Source organism: Metabacillus sp. cB07, assembly GCF_016839225.1.
Taxonomy (GTDB): Bacteria; Bacillota; Bacilli; order Bacillales; family Bacillaceae; genus Bacillus_P; species Bacillus_P indicus.
In genome coordinates this window covers 1,755,502-1,773,026 of record NZ_CP069296.1, presented here as the reverse complement: position 1 = coordinate 1,773,026, position 17,525 = coordinate 1,755,502, and the positions used below count along the sequence as shown (strand labels likewise).

Here is a 17,525-nt window from a genome sequence, read left to right as displayed (position 1 = left end):
CAGTCACGTTTTGTGAATGCCGGCTTCAGAACATATGCGTTTAGTCATTGTCTTCTGATTTTTTGCTTCCTTTTCCTAAATAAAGACGAAGTGTTGACCCTTCTTTCACCTTTACGCCTGCTTGAGGCGACTGCTGAACAACTGTATCTCCGGATCCTGCGATATCAAGTTTGAGATTCACCATCTGCTCCCTGAGTTCCTGCGCTGTAAGCCCTACAACATTCGGAACGCTCACAAGTTTTGTGTCTAGCCATGTGTATTCCTTCTCGATTTGGTTTTTCCGCGGTTTCACTCCAAGCTCCCTCAGGCTGTCTTCCATAATGTTTCCGACAATCGGGGCTGCAACCGTTCCCCCGAACTGCACAGTGCCCTTAGGATTATCGACTGCTGTATAAACAACGATTTCCGGGTCGTCTGCCGGAGCAAATCCAATGAATGAAACAATATAGTTGTTCTTCATATAGACACCGTCTTTTACTTTTTGAGCTGTCCCTGTTTTTCCGCCTACACGGTACCCCTCAACAAATGCGTTTTTCCCTGTTCCTTGGGCTACTACACTTTCAAGTGCATATCTGATTTGCTTCGACGTTTCTTCGGAAATGACTTTGCGCTTTGCTTCGGGTTCTGTGCTGCTGATCACATCTCCTGTAACAGGGTCGATCCATTCCTTAGCTATATACGGGGTGTAAAGCGTACCTCCATTTACAGCTGCCGCAACGGCTGCAACCTGCTGGATCGGTGTAACGGATACCCCCTGTCCGAATGCGGTCGTTGCCTGTTCCACCGGTCCTACATTTTTAACATCAAACAGGATTCCCCTGGCCTCTCCCTGAAGATCAATGCCTGTTTTCTGGCCAAAACCGAAGTTTTGGATGTATTTAAAAAGGGTGCTGGTTCCAAGTCTTTGACCAAGCTCTACAAAACCCGGGTTACAGGAGTTCTGAACAACTTCAAGGAAAGACTGGCTCCCGTGTCCTCCGCGCTTCCAGCACTTTAATCTGGCCCCGCCAACCTCCACTGAACCCCCGTCATGAAAATGCTCTTTCTGCAAATCTACTTTTTTCTCTTCAAGTGCAGCTGCAAGTGTAATGATTTTAAATGTTGAACCAGGCTCATAGGAACTCCATACAGGGAGGTTCCGGTTATAGATGAGCGGATCGACATTCCGGAAATCCGCCGGATCAAAATCAGGTCTGCTTGACATCGCAAGGATTTCGCCGTTTTTCGGATTCATCGCGATTGCGATCATGCCGTCTGGATTGTATTGTGCCTGTGCATTATCGAGTTCCCTCTCGACGATCGTCTGCACTTTTGAATCGATTGTCAGTTTTAAATTCAGGCCATCCACCGGAGCGGTATATTCATCAGCCTCTTTTGGCATCCTTTTCCCTTTAGCATCAGAATAAAACTTCACATATCCCTTTGTTCCTTTCAGCTGTTCATCATAATACGACTCCAGTCCAAGCAGGCCCTGATTATCAATTCCTGCAAATCCGAGTACGTGCGAGAGGTAGCTGCCGAACGGATAATGGCGTTTTGAATCCTCCGCTATGTAAACACCTTTTAAACCGAGTGCCCTGAGTTCTTTTGCTTTTTCATGAGAAATCTTTCGGCCTTCGGGATTAATTCTCTGAATGGATTGCTTCTGGGTGATCAGTTCATAAGCACGTTCTTTCGGCATATTTAGAACAGCTGCAAGCTTTTCTGCCGTGCCCGCCGGGTCCTCGACCTGCCTCGGCACAACGAGAACAGACGGAGCACTCATATTCGTCGCAAGCTTCACGCCGTTCCTGTCCAGAATCTCGCCCCTCTCCGGCTCAAACGGAATGTTCCGGCTCCAGGAATCCTTCGCCAGGGCTGTCAGTTTGTCTCCAATAAAAAATTGAACGTATCCAAGGCGGATATCGATAATAAGAAAAATCAGAAAACCAAACATCAGCACCATTGCAAGCCGTTTGCGCACCGTCACATTTGAAACTCGCATATATTTTCCTCCTTACTTAAGGCTCGTTCAAATATATGCTTGTACCGTGAGTACTAGAACTTTGACTGGACAACTAGGAAAAAGCAAAAAGAGAGCCCGTCCAAAGCGGTCCGGGCCCTCTCTTATTCTGTTTCAGTCTCTTCAGATTCTTCCGTTTCATCACCGGAAGCCCCCGCTGGACTTTGAAGTTTCACCGTCAGCCGGTCATTTTTCTGAACACGTTCACCTTTTTTGATTGTTTGAGAGGCAGCATAGCCATTCCCTTTTACCTCAAGCTCTAAATCAAGGAAATTGGCAAGCTTCATGACATCCCGCGATGACCATCCGGTAAGATCAGGCATTGACATTTTCCCGTCTGTCTTCAGAAAAACCCGCCCGTTCGCGATCAATCTCGAATCTTCTTCGGGGTATTGTTCAATCACTTCATTGCTGCTGCCGAGAATGACGGCATTCATCTTATTGTCCTGCAGCCATTTTTGTGCAGCTGTGACACTTTCCCCTTCAAAAGAAGGAAGCTCAGAGCCTACTTCTGTCTCCGCTTTTTCCGGTTCTTCTTCCACTTCTTCAGTCGGCTGGATTTTCATATACTGAAGACTGTTTTTCATGACAGAGTTAAACACGGTCGATACGGGCATTGAACCTGTTTCCGTATCTTTAAGCTGCGGCTTTTGCACCGCTACATAAACAAGGAGTTCAGGGTCTTCTTTCGGCGCCATTCCGAGGAATGAGAACACAAAATTGTTTCTGCCGGTCAGATATCTTCCATCACTGCCTGCCATCTGGGCCGTTCCTGTTTTTCCGGCCACACTGTAGCCTTCAATTTTGTATGGTTTTCCTGTGCCTTTTTCGGAACTTACGACTGTTTCAAGAATGTCGAGCACTTCTTTTGAGGTTTTTTCCGAAATTGGCGTTCCCGCTGTTTGCGGTTTGTTTTCTTTCACCGTTTTTCCGCTGTCAGGATCAACAATTTTATCAATGATGTACGGCTTCATCATTTTGCCGCCGTTAGCAATCGCCGTAGCTGCCTGCACCTGCTGAATTGGCGTTACAGTGGATCCCTGGCCGAAAGCGGTTGTTACTTTTTCAATATCATACTTGTAATTGAAGACTCCGTTTGCTTCATTGGGAAGATCGATTCCCGTTTTTTGATTCAGTCCGAATTTCTCCATGTAATTCATAAAGCGGTCAGGGCCAAGCTTTTCTTTTGCAAGAATAGCCATCGCGACGTTAGATGAACGCTGAACACCTTCAAGGAAAGTAATCGTCCCCCATCCGGTTTTGTTATGGTCGCGGATTCTTCCGCCTTCTACTTTATAGGCGCCGGATTTATACAACTCGTCCCTATTGAAGACACCCTCTTCTATAGCTGCTGCCACAGTGAAGATCTTCATAGTTGAGCCGGGCTCAAAAGGATAGGCCACTGAATCATTATAATAGTTATTAATATCACGGACGTTAGGGTCAAAGCTCGGGCGCTGCCCCATTGCCAGTATTTTTCCTGTTTTCGGATCTGCGACAATTCCGATGATTTTTTCAGGTTCATATTCTTCAGCCGCTTCGTTCATCGCATCTTCAAGGAATGTCTGAATCTTTTGGTCGAGTGTCAGATAGACCGTATCTCCATTATCTGGAGCAACAATCTTTTCCTCGCCGTTTGGAAGCTTGAACCCCTGCTTGTCGCCTTCAAATGCCATATATCCGTCTTTTTCCTGAAGGAACTTATCAAGGCTTTTTTCAATTCCAAACATGCCGATAGTTTTCTTTGAACCTTCTTCTCTTTGGGCATACCCGATAATATGTGATGCAAAGGTGCCGTTTGGATAATACCTGTGCGTATCACGGATAAAACCGATACCCGGAAGGTTTAATTTCTCAATTTTGACTTTGAGTGAATGACTGATGTTTCTGCCCGCTGATCCAAATTCGACCTGATCGGCATCTTTTTCAAGTATATCCTTGACTTCACTGTTTTCCATATCAAGGAGGGGAGCAAGCTTTTCCGCCGTTTCCTCAGGGTCAAATACATGTCTTGGTTTTTTTGGAGAAGTGGTCATTTTTTCGTCAAGTACAGCGATCAGAGTGTACGTATTTGTATCCTCGGCAATCACTTCACCTTTTCTGTCTACAATGGAGCCCCTGCTTGCTTCTATTGTCCGCTTTCTTTCATACTGTTCCTGGGCCCTTGCGGCAAGGACTTCCCCATTTACTTCGCCTGTTGTCTGCAAATACAAGAAACGGATGACTAAGACAAAAAAGAGCAATGCAAATATTAAGGTTAATATTGCTGCTCCTCTGTTCATATTGATATTTTTCGGCTGATTCATGATTAGTCATTTACTACTTTCACTTTATTCGTATCAAGCTCAAGTCCAAGGCCTTTAGCTATGCCCATTATGCGCTCATAGCTGCTTAGCTCTTTTACCTGTACGCCAAGATCTGCGTTTACTTTCTGCTGATCCTGGATTTTTGCTTCGATTTTCTGAACGGCCACATTTCCCTTGTAGACCGCGACGCTATTTGAAACAATTTGAATGGCTGCAAACAGCAGAACAGATAAAAAGGCAACGATCAGCACTTTTTCGCCGATTGTGATTGTAGGTCTTCTTTTGATGACCACAGATTGCTGCTGTTCGGGCATTTGCTTATGCTGCTCTTGCCTTTGCTGCTGGATTTTCACAGCTAAATTACTCATGAACAAAACCCCCTCGTTTCATCTATTTTTTACAGTTTTTCAAGTATACGCAGCTTGGCTGATCTTGCACGATTGTTTTCTTCAAGCTCTTCTTCAGATGGTGTAATCGGTTTTCTTGTGATCAGTTTCACTTTAGGCTTGAATTCATCAGGTATAACCGGCAAATTAGGAGGCAGTTCCGGTAATGAAGCAGCTTGCTTGAATGCCGTCTTGCAGATTCGGTCCTCTAAAGAATGGAAGGTAATGACACTGACTCTGCCGCCGGGTTTAATCATTTCAACTGCTTGTCCGATCGCTTCTTCAAACACTTTCAATTCATCATTAACCGCAATTCGGATCGCCTGAAAAATCCGTTTGGCAGGATGGCCGCCTTTGCGTCTTGCAGGTGCGGGAATGGCATCCTTAATTAGTTCCACCAGCTCTCCGGTCGTCCGGATCGGCTGAATTTCCCTTGCAGCTTCAATTTTCCTTGCTACTTGTTTAGAGAACTTTTCTTCTCCGTATCTGAAGAAGATTTTAACCAGCTCTTCATAGGTCCACCCGTTCACGACATCATAGGCGGAAGTCCTTGCGTTCTGATCCATTCTCATATCAAGAGGTGCGTCATGATGATAGCTGAAGCCTCTCTCAGGTGTATCTAATTGCGGCGATGAAACTCCGAGGTCGAATAAAATGCCGTCAACCTCTGTTACACCAAGGTTTTCAAGTTCTTCTTTTAAATGTCTGAAATTGCTCTTAATAAATGTTACTTGTCCTTTGTAGGACTCTAATAGAGTTTCTGCATGCGAGAGGGCTGCATCGTCCTGGTCAAAAGCGAAAAGATGCCCTTTTTTTGAGAGCTTGGACAGCAAGTAAGAACTGTGTCCCGCTCCGCCTAATGTGCAGTCGACATATACCCCATCTTCTTTGATGTTCAAACCATCTACCGTTTCATGCAATAATACTGTTTTATGTTGAAACATTGCTGGTACCACCTTTATCAGATTCGTACGTACTTGGGATGCTGATTTTGACATTGCTATTACTCATTGTTGCACAAGAGATTATTATATATCAAAACCAATCATATTTTCAGCAATTTCGGCAAATGAATCTTCCTGTTCGGCTACATATGTATCCCAAATTGCCTTATCCCAAAGTTCGATCCGATTTGATACTCCGATAACAACACACTCTTTTTCAAGCTTTGCATACTGCAGAAGCGGTGCAGCCAGGTTTATGCGCCCCTGTTTATCAAGTTCGCATTCAACAGCACCCGAGAAGAAAAATCTTGTAAATGCACGTGCGTCTTTTTTTGTTAATGGAAGGGCCTTCAGCTTTTCTTCGATCATTTTCCATTCACTCATCGGATAGCCGAACAAGCATTGATCGAGTCCTCTGGTGATGACGAAAGTTTCTCCGAGTTCTTCGCGGAATTTGGCTGGAACGATCATGCGGCCTTTTGCATCAATCGTGTGATGATATTCTCCCATGAACATGTCCGTCGCCCCACTTTCTTTCTCTCGGTCACCACTTCCCCCCACTTCTCCCCACTTCCTATTCTACACGTTCTTTTCATAAAAAAAAACCCTGTATTCCACAGGATTTCAGAAATTCGTTCTTTAAATTTTGACAACTTTATGATGGAAGTTAAAAGAATAGCGAAGCTTCACGATTTCGTGCACAAAATGGGGTCCATATTTATTCAAATAATAGTAAATATTCCATGTTCTCTCCTGAAATCCGCCATTTGGCTGGAGAGATTTCGCGATTCTTGTGAATTTATCCAATTCCGCGCGGTGCTTTTGCTGAATTTTTTTGTCGACGTAAGATTGAAGCAAATCAAGCTGCGACTGAATGAAAAATGCATTTTTCTCAAGAAACGGTTCCAGACTAGCGTCTTTTGATACTGCTGACTCCCGCAGGTTTTTGTGAATCCGTTCAATCTCGGTCTTTGCTTGAGAAATTTCAGGGGTCAGCTGAGAAGGCTCCATTTTTGCAAGCCACTCTTCACGGACTTTGTCAGCCCCTTTTGAAAACAGGTCATCGATCGTAAGTGAAACTTCCCTCATGTCCGATTCAATGGACCGTTCAACAATGGTGATATTCAGCCTTGGCACGACAGGCGGCATGTGAAAGCCTGCTGTATCAAATACTCTCTTAAGCTCTGCCCAGTAAGAAATTTCTCCCGGCCCTGCGATAAAGGCAAGTGTCGGAAGCAGATATTCCTGCATGAGCGGCCTTGTGACAACATTGTTGCTCAGCCTCTCTGGATATTGTTCTGCAAACTGCTTCAGTTCCGCCTCTGTAAACGACTGACCTTCGGCCGAAAAGACGGAATCACCTGTACGCTTCAGAAGCAGACGGTCACCTTTGCTGTCATGGTAGAAAAGATTTGCGCTCGTGTGATCGGCTTCAATGATCGGCTTGTAGCCAGCTTCTTTCATGAATGCCTGCTGAGCTGAAAGGCTCTCAGACAGCTCTTCATTTTTCAAGATCAAATGCTGAAAAAATCCGGCTTCCATTTTTCTGAGCTCATGATCTGAAGAGTTAATGAGCACCAATCCGTAATCCGAAAACATTTCATATGTAAGATGTTCGAAAAACTCTGTATATGTGGCTGAAACAGACAATGTTTGTTTCAGGCTGTTCATCAGCTCCATTGTATAGTCGGTTTCCCCGAAAGTTTCAAAAATAGAGCAGATAAAGTTCCAGCATTCCTCGTGGTCGATATTCTTATAGAACACAGGAATCTTTTCATTCATGGCTGTTTTAACAGCCTTCTTCTTGATAACCCCGTTTTGAGAGACATGCAGATGATTGACCTCAGCAAAGTCATGGTCTTCACCCGCCACCCAGAAGACTGGAATGACCGGAACAGAGAGCTTTGCTTCCTGCTGCTCTGCAAGGACGAGAATTGAGATGATTTTGTGAATTGTATAGAGCGGTCCTGTCAGAAGACCTGCCTGCTGTCCCCCGACGACAACAAGACTTTCCGGATCTTTTAAACGCTCAATGTTCCGAATCACAGGTTCCTTGTCCTGAAAATGCTTTTGGTGGTACCTCAAAAGATAGGAGGACAGCTCTTCTCTTGCGAATGTTCTATTTTTCAAGTCCTTCACTCTTTGTTCATAAACGGTGTCATCCGTAATGCTGTAGTCAAAGTAGTCAGCTGTATTCAGCCTGCCGCTGATCAGATCTTCGACTAATCGGTTTGAATGGCGAAGGGAGAGGTCAGTAATCTCCATTTGTGTAAACTTCCTTTCCGGGTTATGTAAGCATCCGAGAAGAGTATAGCATTTATCCGGCTGAAAAGAAAAAGACTTTGCCTGCACCTTCAGATATATTCGAGTATCCCTCTTACTGCTCCGAATACCGCAAGAATGGTTGATAGCGGAAGGAGAATCAGAAAAGAAAATCGCCAGCACTTTTTGAAGGCTTTTGACAGCGGCACAGAAGAGCTCGATCTTATCATATAAATGAGAACAGCAAACATCACAAGCAGCAGAAACAGAAAAATGCCCCCGTAAACAGCGGTATCAGATAAAACAAGCAATTTAAAATAAATGGAGAGCGCGAACAGAATGACAGCAGCATCTGCTGCATACAGCATACCCCTTTTTACATTTCCCGTTACAGCTGATAAAACAGCGACCAGAATGAGGAAAGTAAGCAGCGGCAGAGACACGGCAAATGCTGCCAGATTTATGATCCATTCGCTGTTCATTCTTTTTCCCCGCCTTTAACTGCATGATACAAAAACTCAAGCAGAGGAACCCGGGTATTCTGCTTTTTTGCCTCATCAAGCAAATAGCCGATAATGCCGTCAATCTCTGTTTTACGGCCTGCTTCCGTATCCCTGAGCATGGACGACCTGTTCTCCGCCGTCCTTCTGCAGATCTCCATCACTTTTTCCCACTCGGCATTTTCATCCGTTATACCCAAAATCCCGGAAGCTTCTTTAAATACCGATTTAGCCATTCTGCTGTAATGCGGGTTTTCAGTAAGCTCACCGTTTTTCACTTTTAAAAGTGCTGTCAGCGGATTAATCACTGCATTTGCAAGCAATTTTCTTGAATGTGATTCTTTCCAGTTCCGGGCAGCTTCAAACGGGAAACGTTCTGAATGAAGGTCCGTAAGTGTCAGAGGAGGCTGATCAGGGAAAAGAGAACCCACTTTAATGACACCCGCACCCGTATGCGCGACAGTCGCATCCCCCGTCTTTAAAGATCCATGTTCGACAGAACCGATATAGACATTATGTCCTTCAAGAGATTCAAGCATTGGGATATGCGACATGCCATTTTGGAGAAACAGGAGGTTTTTCCTTTCTTTCGTTTCTTTTAATAAAGGAAGAACATCGCCAAGCTGATACTGCTTGACCGCTATTATCAGCAGCGGCTCTTTGAAATCCTTGCCGGAACGCGCTTTCACATCTTTTACAGTTGTTTTCTGATCGCCATGAATAAGGATTATTCCTTTTTCATTGATCAGGTCTGACTGTTCTTTTCTTCTCGTGTAAACTGTGACTATGTGCTCTTTAGCCAAGTAAGCTGCACAGAGCATTCCCACAGAGCCTATGCCGATAATGCCAATTTCCATATAAGCATCCCACCGTTTCTCATTCGTTTCTTTATCATAACAAAATAGTAAAAATGTTCCTATAGCTATTCCGCCGCCTGTTAGGTGAAATTTTCGCCAAATAAAAGAAAACAAGCCAGCTCATGGCTGGCTTGTTTGTCATCAGACCGGATAGACCGGATGCTTGCGTTCGCCGAATGGAATGGCTTTCGTTTCATAAAGGGAAAATCTTGATATCAGCTCTTCTCTCAGATTATCAGCAGAAACAATATCATCCACAATCATTTCTGATGCGAGCTTATAAATATCAATATTTTCTTTGTATTCCTGCTGCTTTTCAAGAACAAACTTCATTCTTTCTTTCGGGTCTTCAATTTCATTAATTTTGTTTGAGTAAATGGCATTCACTGCTGCTTCAGGACCCATAACGGCGATCTGCGCAGTTGGAAGGGCGATTACACAATCTGTTTCAAATGCAGGGCCTGCCATCGCATAAAGTCCTGCACCGTATGCTTTTCTCACAATCACGGAGATTTTAGGCACAGTTGCCGAACTCATCGCTGCAATCATCTTTGCCCCGTGGCGGATAATGCCGGCACGCTCCACTTTCGTTCCAATCATGAAACCCGGCACATCGGCAAGGAACAGGAGCGGAATGTGAAAAGCGTCTGCCAGCTGCATGAATTTTGCCGCTTTGTCGGCGGAATCCACAAAAAGCACGCCTCCTTTTACCCTCGGCTGATTCGCGATAATGGCCACGACTTTCCCGTCCAGTCTCGCAAATCCTGTGATGATTTCAGGAGCAAATAATCGTTTGATTTCAAAAAAACTGCCTGCATCAATAAGTGAATCAATGCATTCATACATATCAAACGGCGCATTCTGATTGTGAGGCACAATTTCTGTAAGCGGTCTGCCCTGTTTTGGCAAAACAGGTTCTGCTTCTTTCGTAACGCTCAGATAGTTTTGCGGGAAGTACGTCAAATAGCGTCTTGCTTCAAGAATCGCCTCTTCTTCTGTTTTCACAAGAACGTCACCGCATCCGCTCACCGAACAGTGCATTCTCGCACCGCCCATTTCCTCTAGCGAAACTTTTTCCCCGATGACTTTCTCGGCCATGCGCGGAGATCCAAGATACATGGAAGCATTCCCGTCAACCATGATCACAATATCGCAAAAAGCAGGAATATAAGCTCCCCCCGCAGCTGAAGGCCCAAAGAGGAGACAGATTTGCGGGATGCTGCCGGACAGCTTTACCTGATTGTAAAATATTCTGCCTGCGCCTCGGCGGTTTGGGAACATATCAATTTGATCCGTAATTCTGGCACCTGCAGAATCAACCAAATAGAGGAGGGGCACTTTCAATTTTTCTGCTGTTTCCTGAATGCGGATGATTTTTTCAACGGTTCTGGCACCCCATGATCCCGCTTTGATCGTCGAGTCATTAGCCATCACGCAAACCGTTTCTCCGTTTATTTTTCCGACAGCGGTCACAACTCCATCAGATGGAAGATCGCCTGCCTGATTATTGGCGAACTTGCCGTCTTCTGTATACTTTCCGTTGTCAAACAGCCTGTTCAGCCGTTCCCTGACAAACAGCTTGCCCTGGGCATTCAGTTTGTCGTGATATTTAGGGTGTCCGCCGGCTTCGATTTCAGCTGTCTTTTCTTTAAGCAATTTTTCAAGTTCATCAACTTTCATCATTTGGAATCCCTCCTCCATTAAGGTTTTAAAACAAGCAGAACGTCGCCTTCGTTAACAAAATCCCCAGCTTCTGCTTTCACCTCTTCCACTGTGCCGTTTCCCGGACTGTCGAGGGGGATCTCCATTTTCATTGACTCTAGCATGATCACATCTTGTCCAGCCGCTACTTCATCACCTGCTGCCACTAATACATGTAATACCGTTCCTGCCATACTTGCTTTAATTTCGATCATGTTTAAATCCTCCATTCATGGTGTTTGGTTACTTTATTCATGTTTTTTGAATCTGCTGAAGCCTTTCAGCACTCTCTTATGCCAAAACGGCCGTCTGCAGGAAGGACGTGCTGTATGTGCCCTTTTTAAACTGACTGTTTGATAAGATCGTCAGAAATAACGGCAGATTGGTTTTAATTCCTTCTACTTTAACTCCGTTCAAAAATGTCTCGGCTTTAGCTAATGCATCCGGACGGTTTTCACCGGTTACAATGATTTTTGCAACTAGCGGATCATAAAACGGTGTGACTGTATCCCCTTCTGCATAGGCACAGTCGACAATGACTCCGTCCGTTTCATTAAATGTAAACGCTTTAATTAAACCTGGTGACGGAATGAATTTCACAGGATCTTCCGCATAGAGCCTGAACTGGATGGAATGGCCCTCTTTTGTGATCTCAGGCTGCAAGAATGGAAGCTTTTCTCCTGCCGAGGTCCTGATTTGCCATTCAACAAGGTCAAGTCCTGTTATTCCTTCTGTCACCCTGTGCTCCACTTGAAGTCTTGTATTCATTTCAAGGAAATAGAAATTTTCTTCTTCATCCACAATAAATTCAATCGTGCCGGCATTTATGTACCCTGCATGAACGGCTGCAGCAACTGCAGCAGCGCACATTTTTTCCCGGGTTGCTTCAGACAGATGAGGCGATGGTGATTCTTCCACCACTTTTTGGTTTCTGCGCTGAACAGAACAATCCCGCTCAAACATGTGCACAACATTCCCGAACTCATCACCAAAAAGCTGAATCTCAATATGCCTTGCTTCTGAAATGAATTTTTCAATAAACACATCATCATTTCCAAAGTAAGCTTTTGCTCTCGTCTTGACGGAAGCAAAGGATTTTTTCAAAGCTTCCTCGTCATCGCAGCGCTGCATGCCGATTCCTCCGCCGCCTCCGCTTGCTTTCAGCATGACCGGATAGCCGATCTCAGAAGCATATGCGCATGCTTCGTCCATATCAGCAAGTCCTGAGCTTCCCGGCACGACGGGAACACCTGCTTCTTTCATTGTTTTCCTAGCCGCTACTTTGTCACCCATTATGGCAAGTGTCTCAGACTTCGGGCCAATAAATTTAATCCCTTTCGCCTCTGCCGCCTGGGCAAACTCGGTATTTTCGGACAAGAAACCATATCCCGGGTGAATGGCATCCACTTTTTCACGGACTGCTATGTTTAAAATATCATCTTTTAATAAGTAAGATTTCGCTACAGGCGCTTCACCGATCCTGAATGCATAATCAGCTGCCTTTACAAAAGGCAGTCCTTCATCGGCATCCGAATAAACAGCAACCGTTTCTATCCCCATTTTTTGACACGTTTTCATAATCCGGAGTGCGATTTCTCCCCTGTTTGCAATTAAAATTTTCTTCAATATTCTCCCCTCCCATGATGATAAGAAAATCCCCACTAAGTACATTTCTCCATCTTTTTAAAGATTCCTTCCCGAAAAATGAAAACGCATACGAAAACCTTTCTTAATTTTCTGAGCATGGTATAATAAATGCAAAGCTTTACCATTTTAATGATCTTAAACGCAAGATTCATAGGCTGCAAGGGGGCATAAACCATGTTTAAGGTAGAAAAATTATTAATAAATTTTAAAACGCTGGAAGAATTTAAGAAGTTCAAAGAGTACGGGCTTCAGGAACTCTCCATGCTTGACGATCTTCAGGACAATATCATTGAAAATGACAGCAATTCACCATTTTACGGGATTTACTTCGGGGATAAGCTTGTCGCCCGCATGAGTCTCTACCGTGTTGATAAAAGGTTTGATGTTTACTTTGAACCTAAGCAGGATTATCTGGAGCTTTGGAAGCTTGAAGTTCTGCCTGATTATAAACGCAAGGGCTGCGGCACGGCGCTTGTTGAATATGCAAAATCCTATGGTGTGCCGATTAAAACAAATCCGCGCGTGAAATCCGGGGAGTTCTGGTCAAGGATGGGATTTGAGCCGGTAACGTATGATATGGAGCGCGATAAGGGAGAAAATCCTCTCGTATGGTATCCTGAAGGAGTATCAGAGCAAAAAAGCGAAAATGCATAAAAAATAAGAAATGACCGCTTGTCAGCGGTCATTTCTTATTTTTCTGTCCGTTCTATTTTTCCGTTCTGGTCCACTTGAAAATTCACTTTTCTGCTTCGTTCATCATCTCTCATGACAGCTATGTTTCTCGCTTTTTCCATCATTTCAATCAGCATCATATAATCCTCTTCCACCATCTTAAGATTATTATGAATCGTTTCTTTTTCTGACTTAGCCTGTTCAAGATCATGTTCAAGCTGCTTTATGCGCTGAGCCAGTTTTTCATTTTCACTCTTGAGCCCTGCTGGACTCCCTGAGTTCTCATAGTTTTGCAGAAAGGCAATGACATCCCCTAACGTCAATGCGCCCGCTTCAGCAGGTTCGTGATCAGCTGTGCTTGAAGCCTGTTTTTGAGGCTGGTCGTTCGGTTCCTGGCTGCGCAGCTGTTTACGCTGCGTCTTGGCAATCTCAATTGCAGATTTATATTGCTTTCTGACATACGAATTCCAGCGGAAACCGCATGCAGCTGCCGTTCTGGACAATTTTCTGCCGACATCTTCGAATGCAGCAAGCTGCGTGCCGCCTTCCCGGATTTGTCTGAGTACGATCTCTGCCAGCATTAAATCCTCATCCTGTGTCCAGGCATCCTGCCGTGTAGTCGTCATTGTCTGTTCCCCCTCAATGCGCATTTTTTACATACTTATGCGCCTGCTAGAGTAGATAGACTAATTGACAATGTTTTAATACATGACTTACAAGCTCTTTTTTGCCGCGTCATTTTTGGCGAGGAACTTCTGCACCAGCCGCATATGTTCTTCACCTGTCCAAAGCTTTGCACACTGGCGGATTTCTTTGTTCATACGGTCCCTGAGTCCTGTTGCCATCCACTTTTCAACCTGCATTTGCTTATAAGCTTTCAGCACCGGCGGGAAAGATACAAGCGACTCTTTCACATAGCGCAGCGCTTTGGATTCAAAGTCGGAAGCTTCAAGAACTTCTGAAGCAAATCCCAGTTCTTTTGCCTTTAGTGCCCCTAATTTTCTTCCGCTCATCAGCATCGTCATAGCAGCATCATGCTGTATTTTTTCAAACAGCAGCGTGCCGCCTCCCCAGCCGGTCGTGATTGCCTGACTGCCCTGAATAAAGCCGAGGTCGGCACCAACGCTGACCAGCCTGAAATCAGCAGCCGCAGCAATCTCCATTCCGCCCCCGACAGCTGTTCCGTTAATGAGGGCAAAGACCGGAAGAGGAAAAGCAGCGATCCGGTAAAGAATATCGCCCATTCGTGATAGCATTTCAAATGCTTCCTCCTCCGTCTCAAGGGCATGAAAAACGGAAAGATCTCCGCCTGAGCAAAAAGCCTTTGTCCCGCTGCCGGTTATCGTCAGTGCAAGAATTCTTTCATTATCCAGTGCGCTAGCAAGAATCTGGCTCAGTTCATTCATGACATCAAAATCTATGGCATTTCTCCGTTCAGGCCTGTTCAGCGTAACCTGAAGAATACCCTCGCTTTCGACTGCTGTTACTTTCCCCATATGCATCCCCTTCTTGCCGTTATTATCTCCCCTCTTATTTTATAGGAAGGATAAGAAGCAAACCAGCACAAACACAAAAAAACGCAAGGACCCTTTAGGATCCTTGCGTTTTTAATGAAGCTGTTATTTGCTTACAACTTCTTTTCCTTTGTATGTTCCACATTCTTTACATACGCGGTGAGCTAATTTCACTTCACCACAGTTTGGGCATGCTACCATACCAGGCACTTGCAATTTGAAGTGTGTACGACGCAGTCTCTTTCTCGTTTTAGAAGTTCTTCTAAAAGGTACAGCCATTATTCCCACCTCCTTACAGAGTTTCGTTAAAACAGTGTGTAACAGCCTATATATAAGTGCTAAACAATAGCATCAGCTGTCTTGATCATCGAAAAATTTCGATAACCCGGCAAGTCTTGGGTCAATCTTGTTTTTGTTCTCTTCTTCAGAGATCACTTTCCAATCTTTTCCCTCTTGCGGGGCAGCCTGATCATTTTCTTCAACAGAATCGCTAAAAACCTGCATCGGCACTTCCAAAAGAATGTTTTCTTTAATAACAGGTATTAAGTCAACGATATCTTCCTGAACGTGATGGACATCTTCTTCCATCTCGAAGTCTGCATTCGGTTTTAATAAAAACGTTTCAGTTGTATGAATTTCGAACGGAAATGGAACATCCACCAGCGTTCTTGCACAAGGGAGAATCAGCGTGCCGGAAAGCGTCAGATGAAAGACAGCTTTTGAAGAGCCGAGATCTGCTCTGCCTGTTACTTTAACAGGAGAAATATCGCGAACTTCAGAAAGAGCGCCTCTCATATCGGTTAACTGGATCGTTTCATCAATCTGCAGTCCCTTGTTTTGCAGTTTGTTCAATTCATTAATAGACCATTTCATATGGTATCACCTCAAGGCAACAAAGGTAATTATAGCTTTCGCAATAATATTTGTCAATATTTTTTCTTTACAGTGTTTAGTATACATGAATAAGCATTTAAAGCAAAATATTCGGGGCAAAAAACACGTTTTTTTATGTCAGGTGCATGGAGGATTTTTTTCAGGAGGAATTCATTGTGCAGTAATATGAAATCTTTTTTTGACCTTTTAGGTCTGCTGCTGTTCTTTGAACGGTCATATGCGGCTTTCTTTTGACCCCTCAGCTCAGATGCTGCTCTCTGAACGGTCATATGCACCCTTCTTATGACCCCTCAGCTCAGATGCTGCTCCCTGAACGGTCATATGTAGTCTTCTTATAACCCTTCAGCTCAGATGCTGTTCTCTAAACGGTCATATGCCGCCCTCTTTTGAACCTTCAGCCACCACCCTTTTCACTGAAGGGTCGTAATACAATCCTGTTTGCTACCTCAAGCTTCAAACCGGTCCCTCAAAAACAGCAGAACAGCTTTTCCAAGAACCGAACTTGACTTCCTCCGCTTCAGGAGACATGATTTATGTAAAACATTTGGTTTGGAGGCATGCCCACTTGAAAGCGGTAGGATTGGTTGTGGAATATAATCCGTTTCATAACGGACATCTTTATCATCTTGAGGCTTCAAAAACGGCTTCTGAGGCAGATGCAGTGATTGCCGTGATGAGCGGCAATTTTCTTCAGCGCGGCGAGCCTGCTCTTGTTTCAAAATGGGCGCGTACGAAAATGGCATTAAAGCAGGGTGCAGATCTTGTGATTGAACTCCCTTATGCCTATGCAACTCAAAAAGCTGAAACCTTTGCTGATGGTGCCATTTCCATTCTTGAAGCGCTCGGATGCAGCAGTGTATGCTTCGGCAGTGAAAACGGGGAGATCTCTCCTTTTCTTGAAACAGCCGAGCTACTGAACAGCCATCATGCAGAGTATCAGCAGCTCGTTAAACAGTTTATGAAAGAGGGCATGAGCTATCCCAGTGCCCAGACTTCAGCATTTCTTGCCATTGAAACGGATTCACGCCCGCTTGATCTGTCCCTTCCGAATAATATTCTGGGCTTTCAGTATGTTCGTGCAATTCTAAAGCAGAAAGCGTCCATACGTCCCCTCACAATCAAACGGACCGCTGCAGGCTATCATGATGAAGATTTTAATTCATCTCCGATCGCAAGTGCAACAAGCATAAGAAAAGCGCTGTTTTCAGATGAACAAAAGGATATTTCCCGGTTTGTTCCATCGTCTACTGACGAGCTTCTGCGCCAGTATGATTCAGAGCACGGCGTTCTTCATCAATGGGAAAACTATTTTGACCTGCTGAAGTATACGGTCTGCACGATGAGCACGGAAGAAATGAGACAAATCTATGAAGTTGAGGAAGGCCTTGAAAACAGGGTGAAATCTGTGATGATGCAAGCGGAATCGTTTAAAGAGTTTATGGAACAGCTTAAAACGAAACGATATACATGGACAAGACTGCAGCGGATGTGCCTTCATGTTTTAACACGGACAACGAAAGATCAAATGCTGCAGGCAGGCGGACGCGCTCCCTATTTAAGGCTGCTAGGAATGTCTGGAGCAGGCAGGTCCTACTTAAACATGGTGAAAAAAAACCTGGAGACGCCGCTTGTTTCTGTTCTTTCATCATTCAGCCACCCGCTGCTTGAGCTTGACATCAAAGCTTCAGGGGTTCATGCGATGATCCTGCCTGAACCGCTGAGATCCCAATGTATCAAACGGGAATATTCCACTAGACCGATTCAGTATGACAGGGAGAAAGACTGTTTTTTGTAGAACTTAGTTCAGTTGAGGCTTTTATACGAAAAAACCACGCAGAAA

General features: G+C 44.5%; 18 protein-coding genes. 2 read left to right on the top strand and 16 right to left on the bottom strand.

All coding sequences use genetic code 11. The features are described from left to right. Nucleotides 1-40: 40 nt before the first annotated feature. From JOJ89_RS08905 to JOJ89_RS08855, 11 genes are all read right to left on the bottom strand, one after another. Nucleotides 41-1,984 carry a stage V sporulation protein D gene (locus tag JOJ89_RS08905; protein WP_203290118.1) on the bottom strand — a complete coding sequence of 648 codons (1,944 nt, stop codon included), beginning with the start codon at nucleotides 1,982-1,984 and terminating at the stop codon, nucleotides 41-43. 122 nt (nucleotides 1,985-2,106) lie between these two features. Continuing rightward, entirely contained in the window at nucleotides 2,107-4,308 is a 2,202-nt protein-coding gene (locus tag JOJ89_RS08900; RefSeq protein ID WP_029565564.1) for a penicillin-binding protein, read from the bottom strand. 2 nt (nucleotides 4,309-4,310) lie between these two features. Then, nucleotides 4,311-4,676 carry a cell division protein FtsL gene (gene ftsL / locus JOJ89_RS08895; RefSeq protein WP_029285023.1) on the bottom strand — a complete coding sequence of 122 codons (366 nt, stop codon included), beginning with the start codon at nucleotides 4,674-4,676 and terminating at the stop codon, nucleotides 4,311-4,313. Nucleotides 4,677-4,705: 29 nt separating this feature from the next. Continuing rightward, nucleotides 4,706-5,638 carry a 16S rRNA (cytosine(1402)-N(4))-methyltransferase RsmH gene (rsmH, locus tag JOJ89_RS08890; protein WP_203290117.1) on the bottom strand — a complete coding sequence of 311 codons (933 nt, stop codon included), beginning with the start codon at nucleotides 5,636-5,638 and terminating at the stop codon, nucleotides 4,706-4,708. Between the two features lie 84 nt (nucleotides 5,639-5,722). Further along, entirely contained in the window at nucleotides 5,723-6,154 is a 432-nt protein-coding gene (mraZ, locus tag JOJ89_RS08885) for a division/cell wall cluster transcriptional repressor MraZ (RefSeq protein ID WP_029285027.1), read from the bottom strand. Nucleotides 6,155-6,277: 123 nt separating this feature from the next. After that, nucleotides 6,278-7,903 (bottom strand): bacillithiol biosynthesis cysteine-adding enzyme BshC, encoded by a 1,626-nt coding sequence (gene bshC, locus JOJ89_RS08880; RefSeq protein WP_203290116.1) that lies wholly within the window; start codon nucleotides 7,901-7,903, stop codon nucleotides 6,278-6,280. A gap of 89 nt (nucleotides 7,904-7,992) precedes the next feature. Then, complete coding sequence (locus JOJ89_RS08875; RefSeq protein ID WP_203290115.1) at nucleotides 7,993-8,382, bottom strand: DUF3397 family protein; 390 nt, start codon at nucleotides 8,380-8,382, stop codon at nucleotides 7,993-7,995. Beyond that, complete coding sequence (locus JOJ89_RS08870) at nucleotides 8,379-9,257, bottom strand: 2-dehydropantoate 2-reductase (RefSeq protein WP_203290114.1); 879 nt, start codon at nucleotides 9,255-9,257, stop codon at nucleotides 8,379-8,381. The genes JOJ89_RS08875 and JOJ89_RS08870 overlap by 4 nt, the downstream gene beginning before the upstream one ends. A 141-nt stretch (nucleotides 9,258-9,398) precedes the next feature. Further along, complete coding sequence (locus JOJ89_RS08865; protein ID WP_407656359.1) at nucleotides 9,399-10,937, bottom strand: acyl-CoA carboxylase subunit beta; 1,539 nt, start codon at nucleotides 10,935-10,937, stop codon at nucleotides 9,399-9,401. 20 nt (nucleotides 10,938-10,957) lie between these two features. Next, nucleotides 10,958-11,173: an acetyl-CoA carboxylase biotin carboxyl carrier protein subunit gene (locus JOJ89_RS08860; RefSeq protein ID WP_029285035.1), complete on the bottom strand. Its 216-nt coding sequence runs from the start codon at nucleotides 11,171-11,173 to the stop codon at nucleotides 10,958-10,960. A 76-nt stretch (nucleotides 11,174-11,249) separates the two neighbouring features. Then, the gene (locus tag JOJ89_RS08855; RefSeq protein ID WP_203290113.1) at nucleotides 11,250-12,584 is read right to left on the bottom strand and encodes an acetyl-CoA carboxylase biotin carboxylase subunit; all 1,335 of its coding nucleotides are present in this window, start codon (nucleotides 12,582-12,584) and stop codon (nucleotides 11,250-11,252) included. A 195-nt stretch (nucleotides 12,585-12,779) separates the two neighbouring features. Here JOJ89_RS08855 and JOJ89_RS08850 point away from each other — a divergent pair, with 195 nt between their 5' ends. Beyond that, nucleotides 12,780-13,259, top strand: coding sequence for an N-acetyltransferase (locus JOJ89_RS08850; RefSeq protein ID WP_029285038.1), 480 nt, complete (start codon nucleotides 12,780-12,782; stop codon nucleotides 13,257-13,259). Between the two features lie 35 nt (nucleotides 13,260-13,294). Here the strand turns inward: JOJ89_RS08850 and JOJ89_RS08845 are convergent, their stop codons facing one another. From JOJ89_RS08845 to JOJ89_RS08825, 5 genes are all read right to left on the bottom strand, one after another. After that, entirely contained in the window at nucleotides 13,295-13,903 is a 609-nt protein-coding gene (locus tag JOJ89_RS08845) for an RsfA family transcriptional regulator (protein WP_029285040.1), read from the bottom strand. Nucleotides 13,904-13,990: 87 nt separating this feature from the next. After that, on the bottom strand, nucleotides 13,991-14,773 hold the full coding sequence (locus JOJ89_RS08840; protein ID WP_029285041.1) for an enoyl-CoA hydratase/isomerase family protein: 783 nt from the start codon (nucleotides 14,771-14,773) through the stop codon (nucleotides 13,991-13,993). A gap of 123 nt (nucleotides 14,774-14,896) precedes the next feature. Beyond that, entirely contained in the window at nucleotides 14,897-15,070 is a 174-nt protein-coding gene (gene rpmF / locus JOJ89_RS08835) for a 50S ribosomal protein L32 (protein ID WP_029285043.1), read from the bottom strand. 72 nt (nucleotides 15,071-15,142) lie between these two features. Next, the gene (locus tag JOJ89_RS08830) at nucleotides 15,143-15,664 is read right to left on the bottom strand and encodes a YceD family protein (protein ID WP_029285045.1); all 522 of its coding nucleotides are present in this window, start codon (nucleotides 15,662-15,664) and stop codon (nucleotides 15,143-15,145) included. 53 nt (nucleotides 15,665-15,717) lie between these two features. Beyond that, nucleotides 15,718-15,954: a hypothetical protein gene (locus tag JOJ89_RS08825; protein ID WP_203290112.1), complete on the bottom strand. Its 237-nt coding sequence runs from the start codon at nucleotides 15,952-15,954 to the stop codon at nucleotides 15,718-15,720. Nucleotides 15,955-16,250: 296 nt separating this feature from the next. Between JOJ89_RS08825 and JOJ89_RS08820 the strand changes: the two genes are divergently transcribed. Further along, on the top strand, nucleotides 16,251-17,480 hold the full coding sequence (locus tag JOJ89_RS08820; protein WP_203290111.1) for a nucleotidyltransferase: 1,230 nt from the start codon (nucleotides 16,251-16,253) through the stop codon (nucleotides 17,478-17,480). Nucleotides 17,481-17,525: the final 45 nt, after the last annotated feature.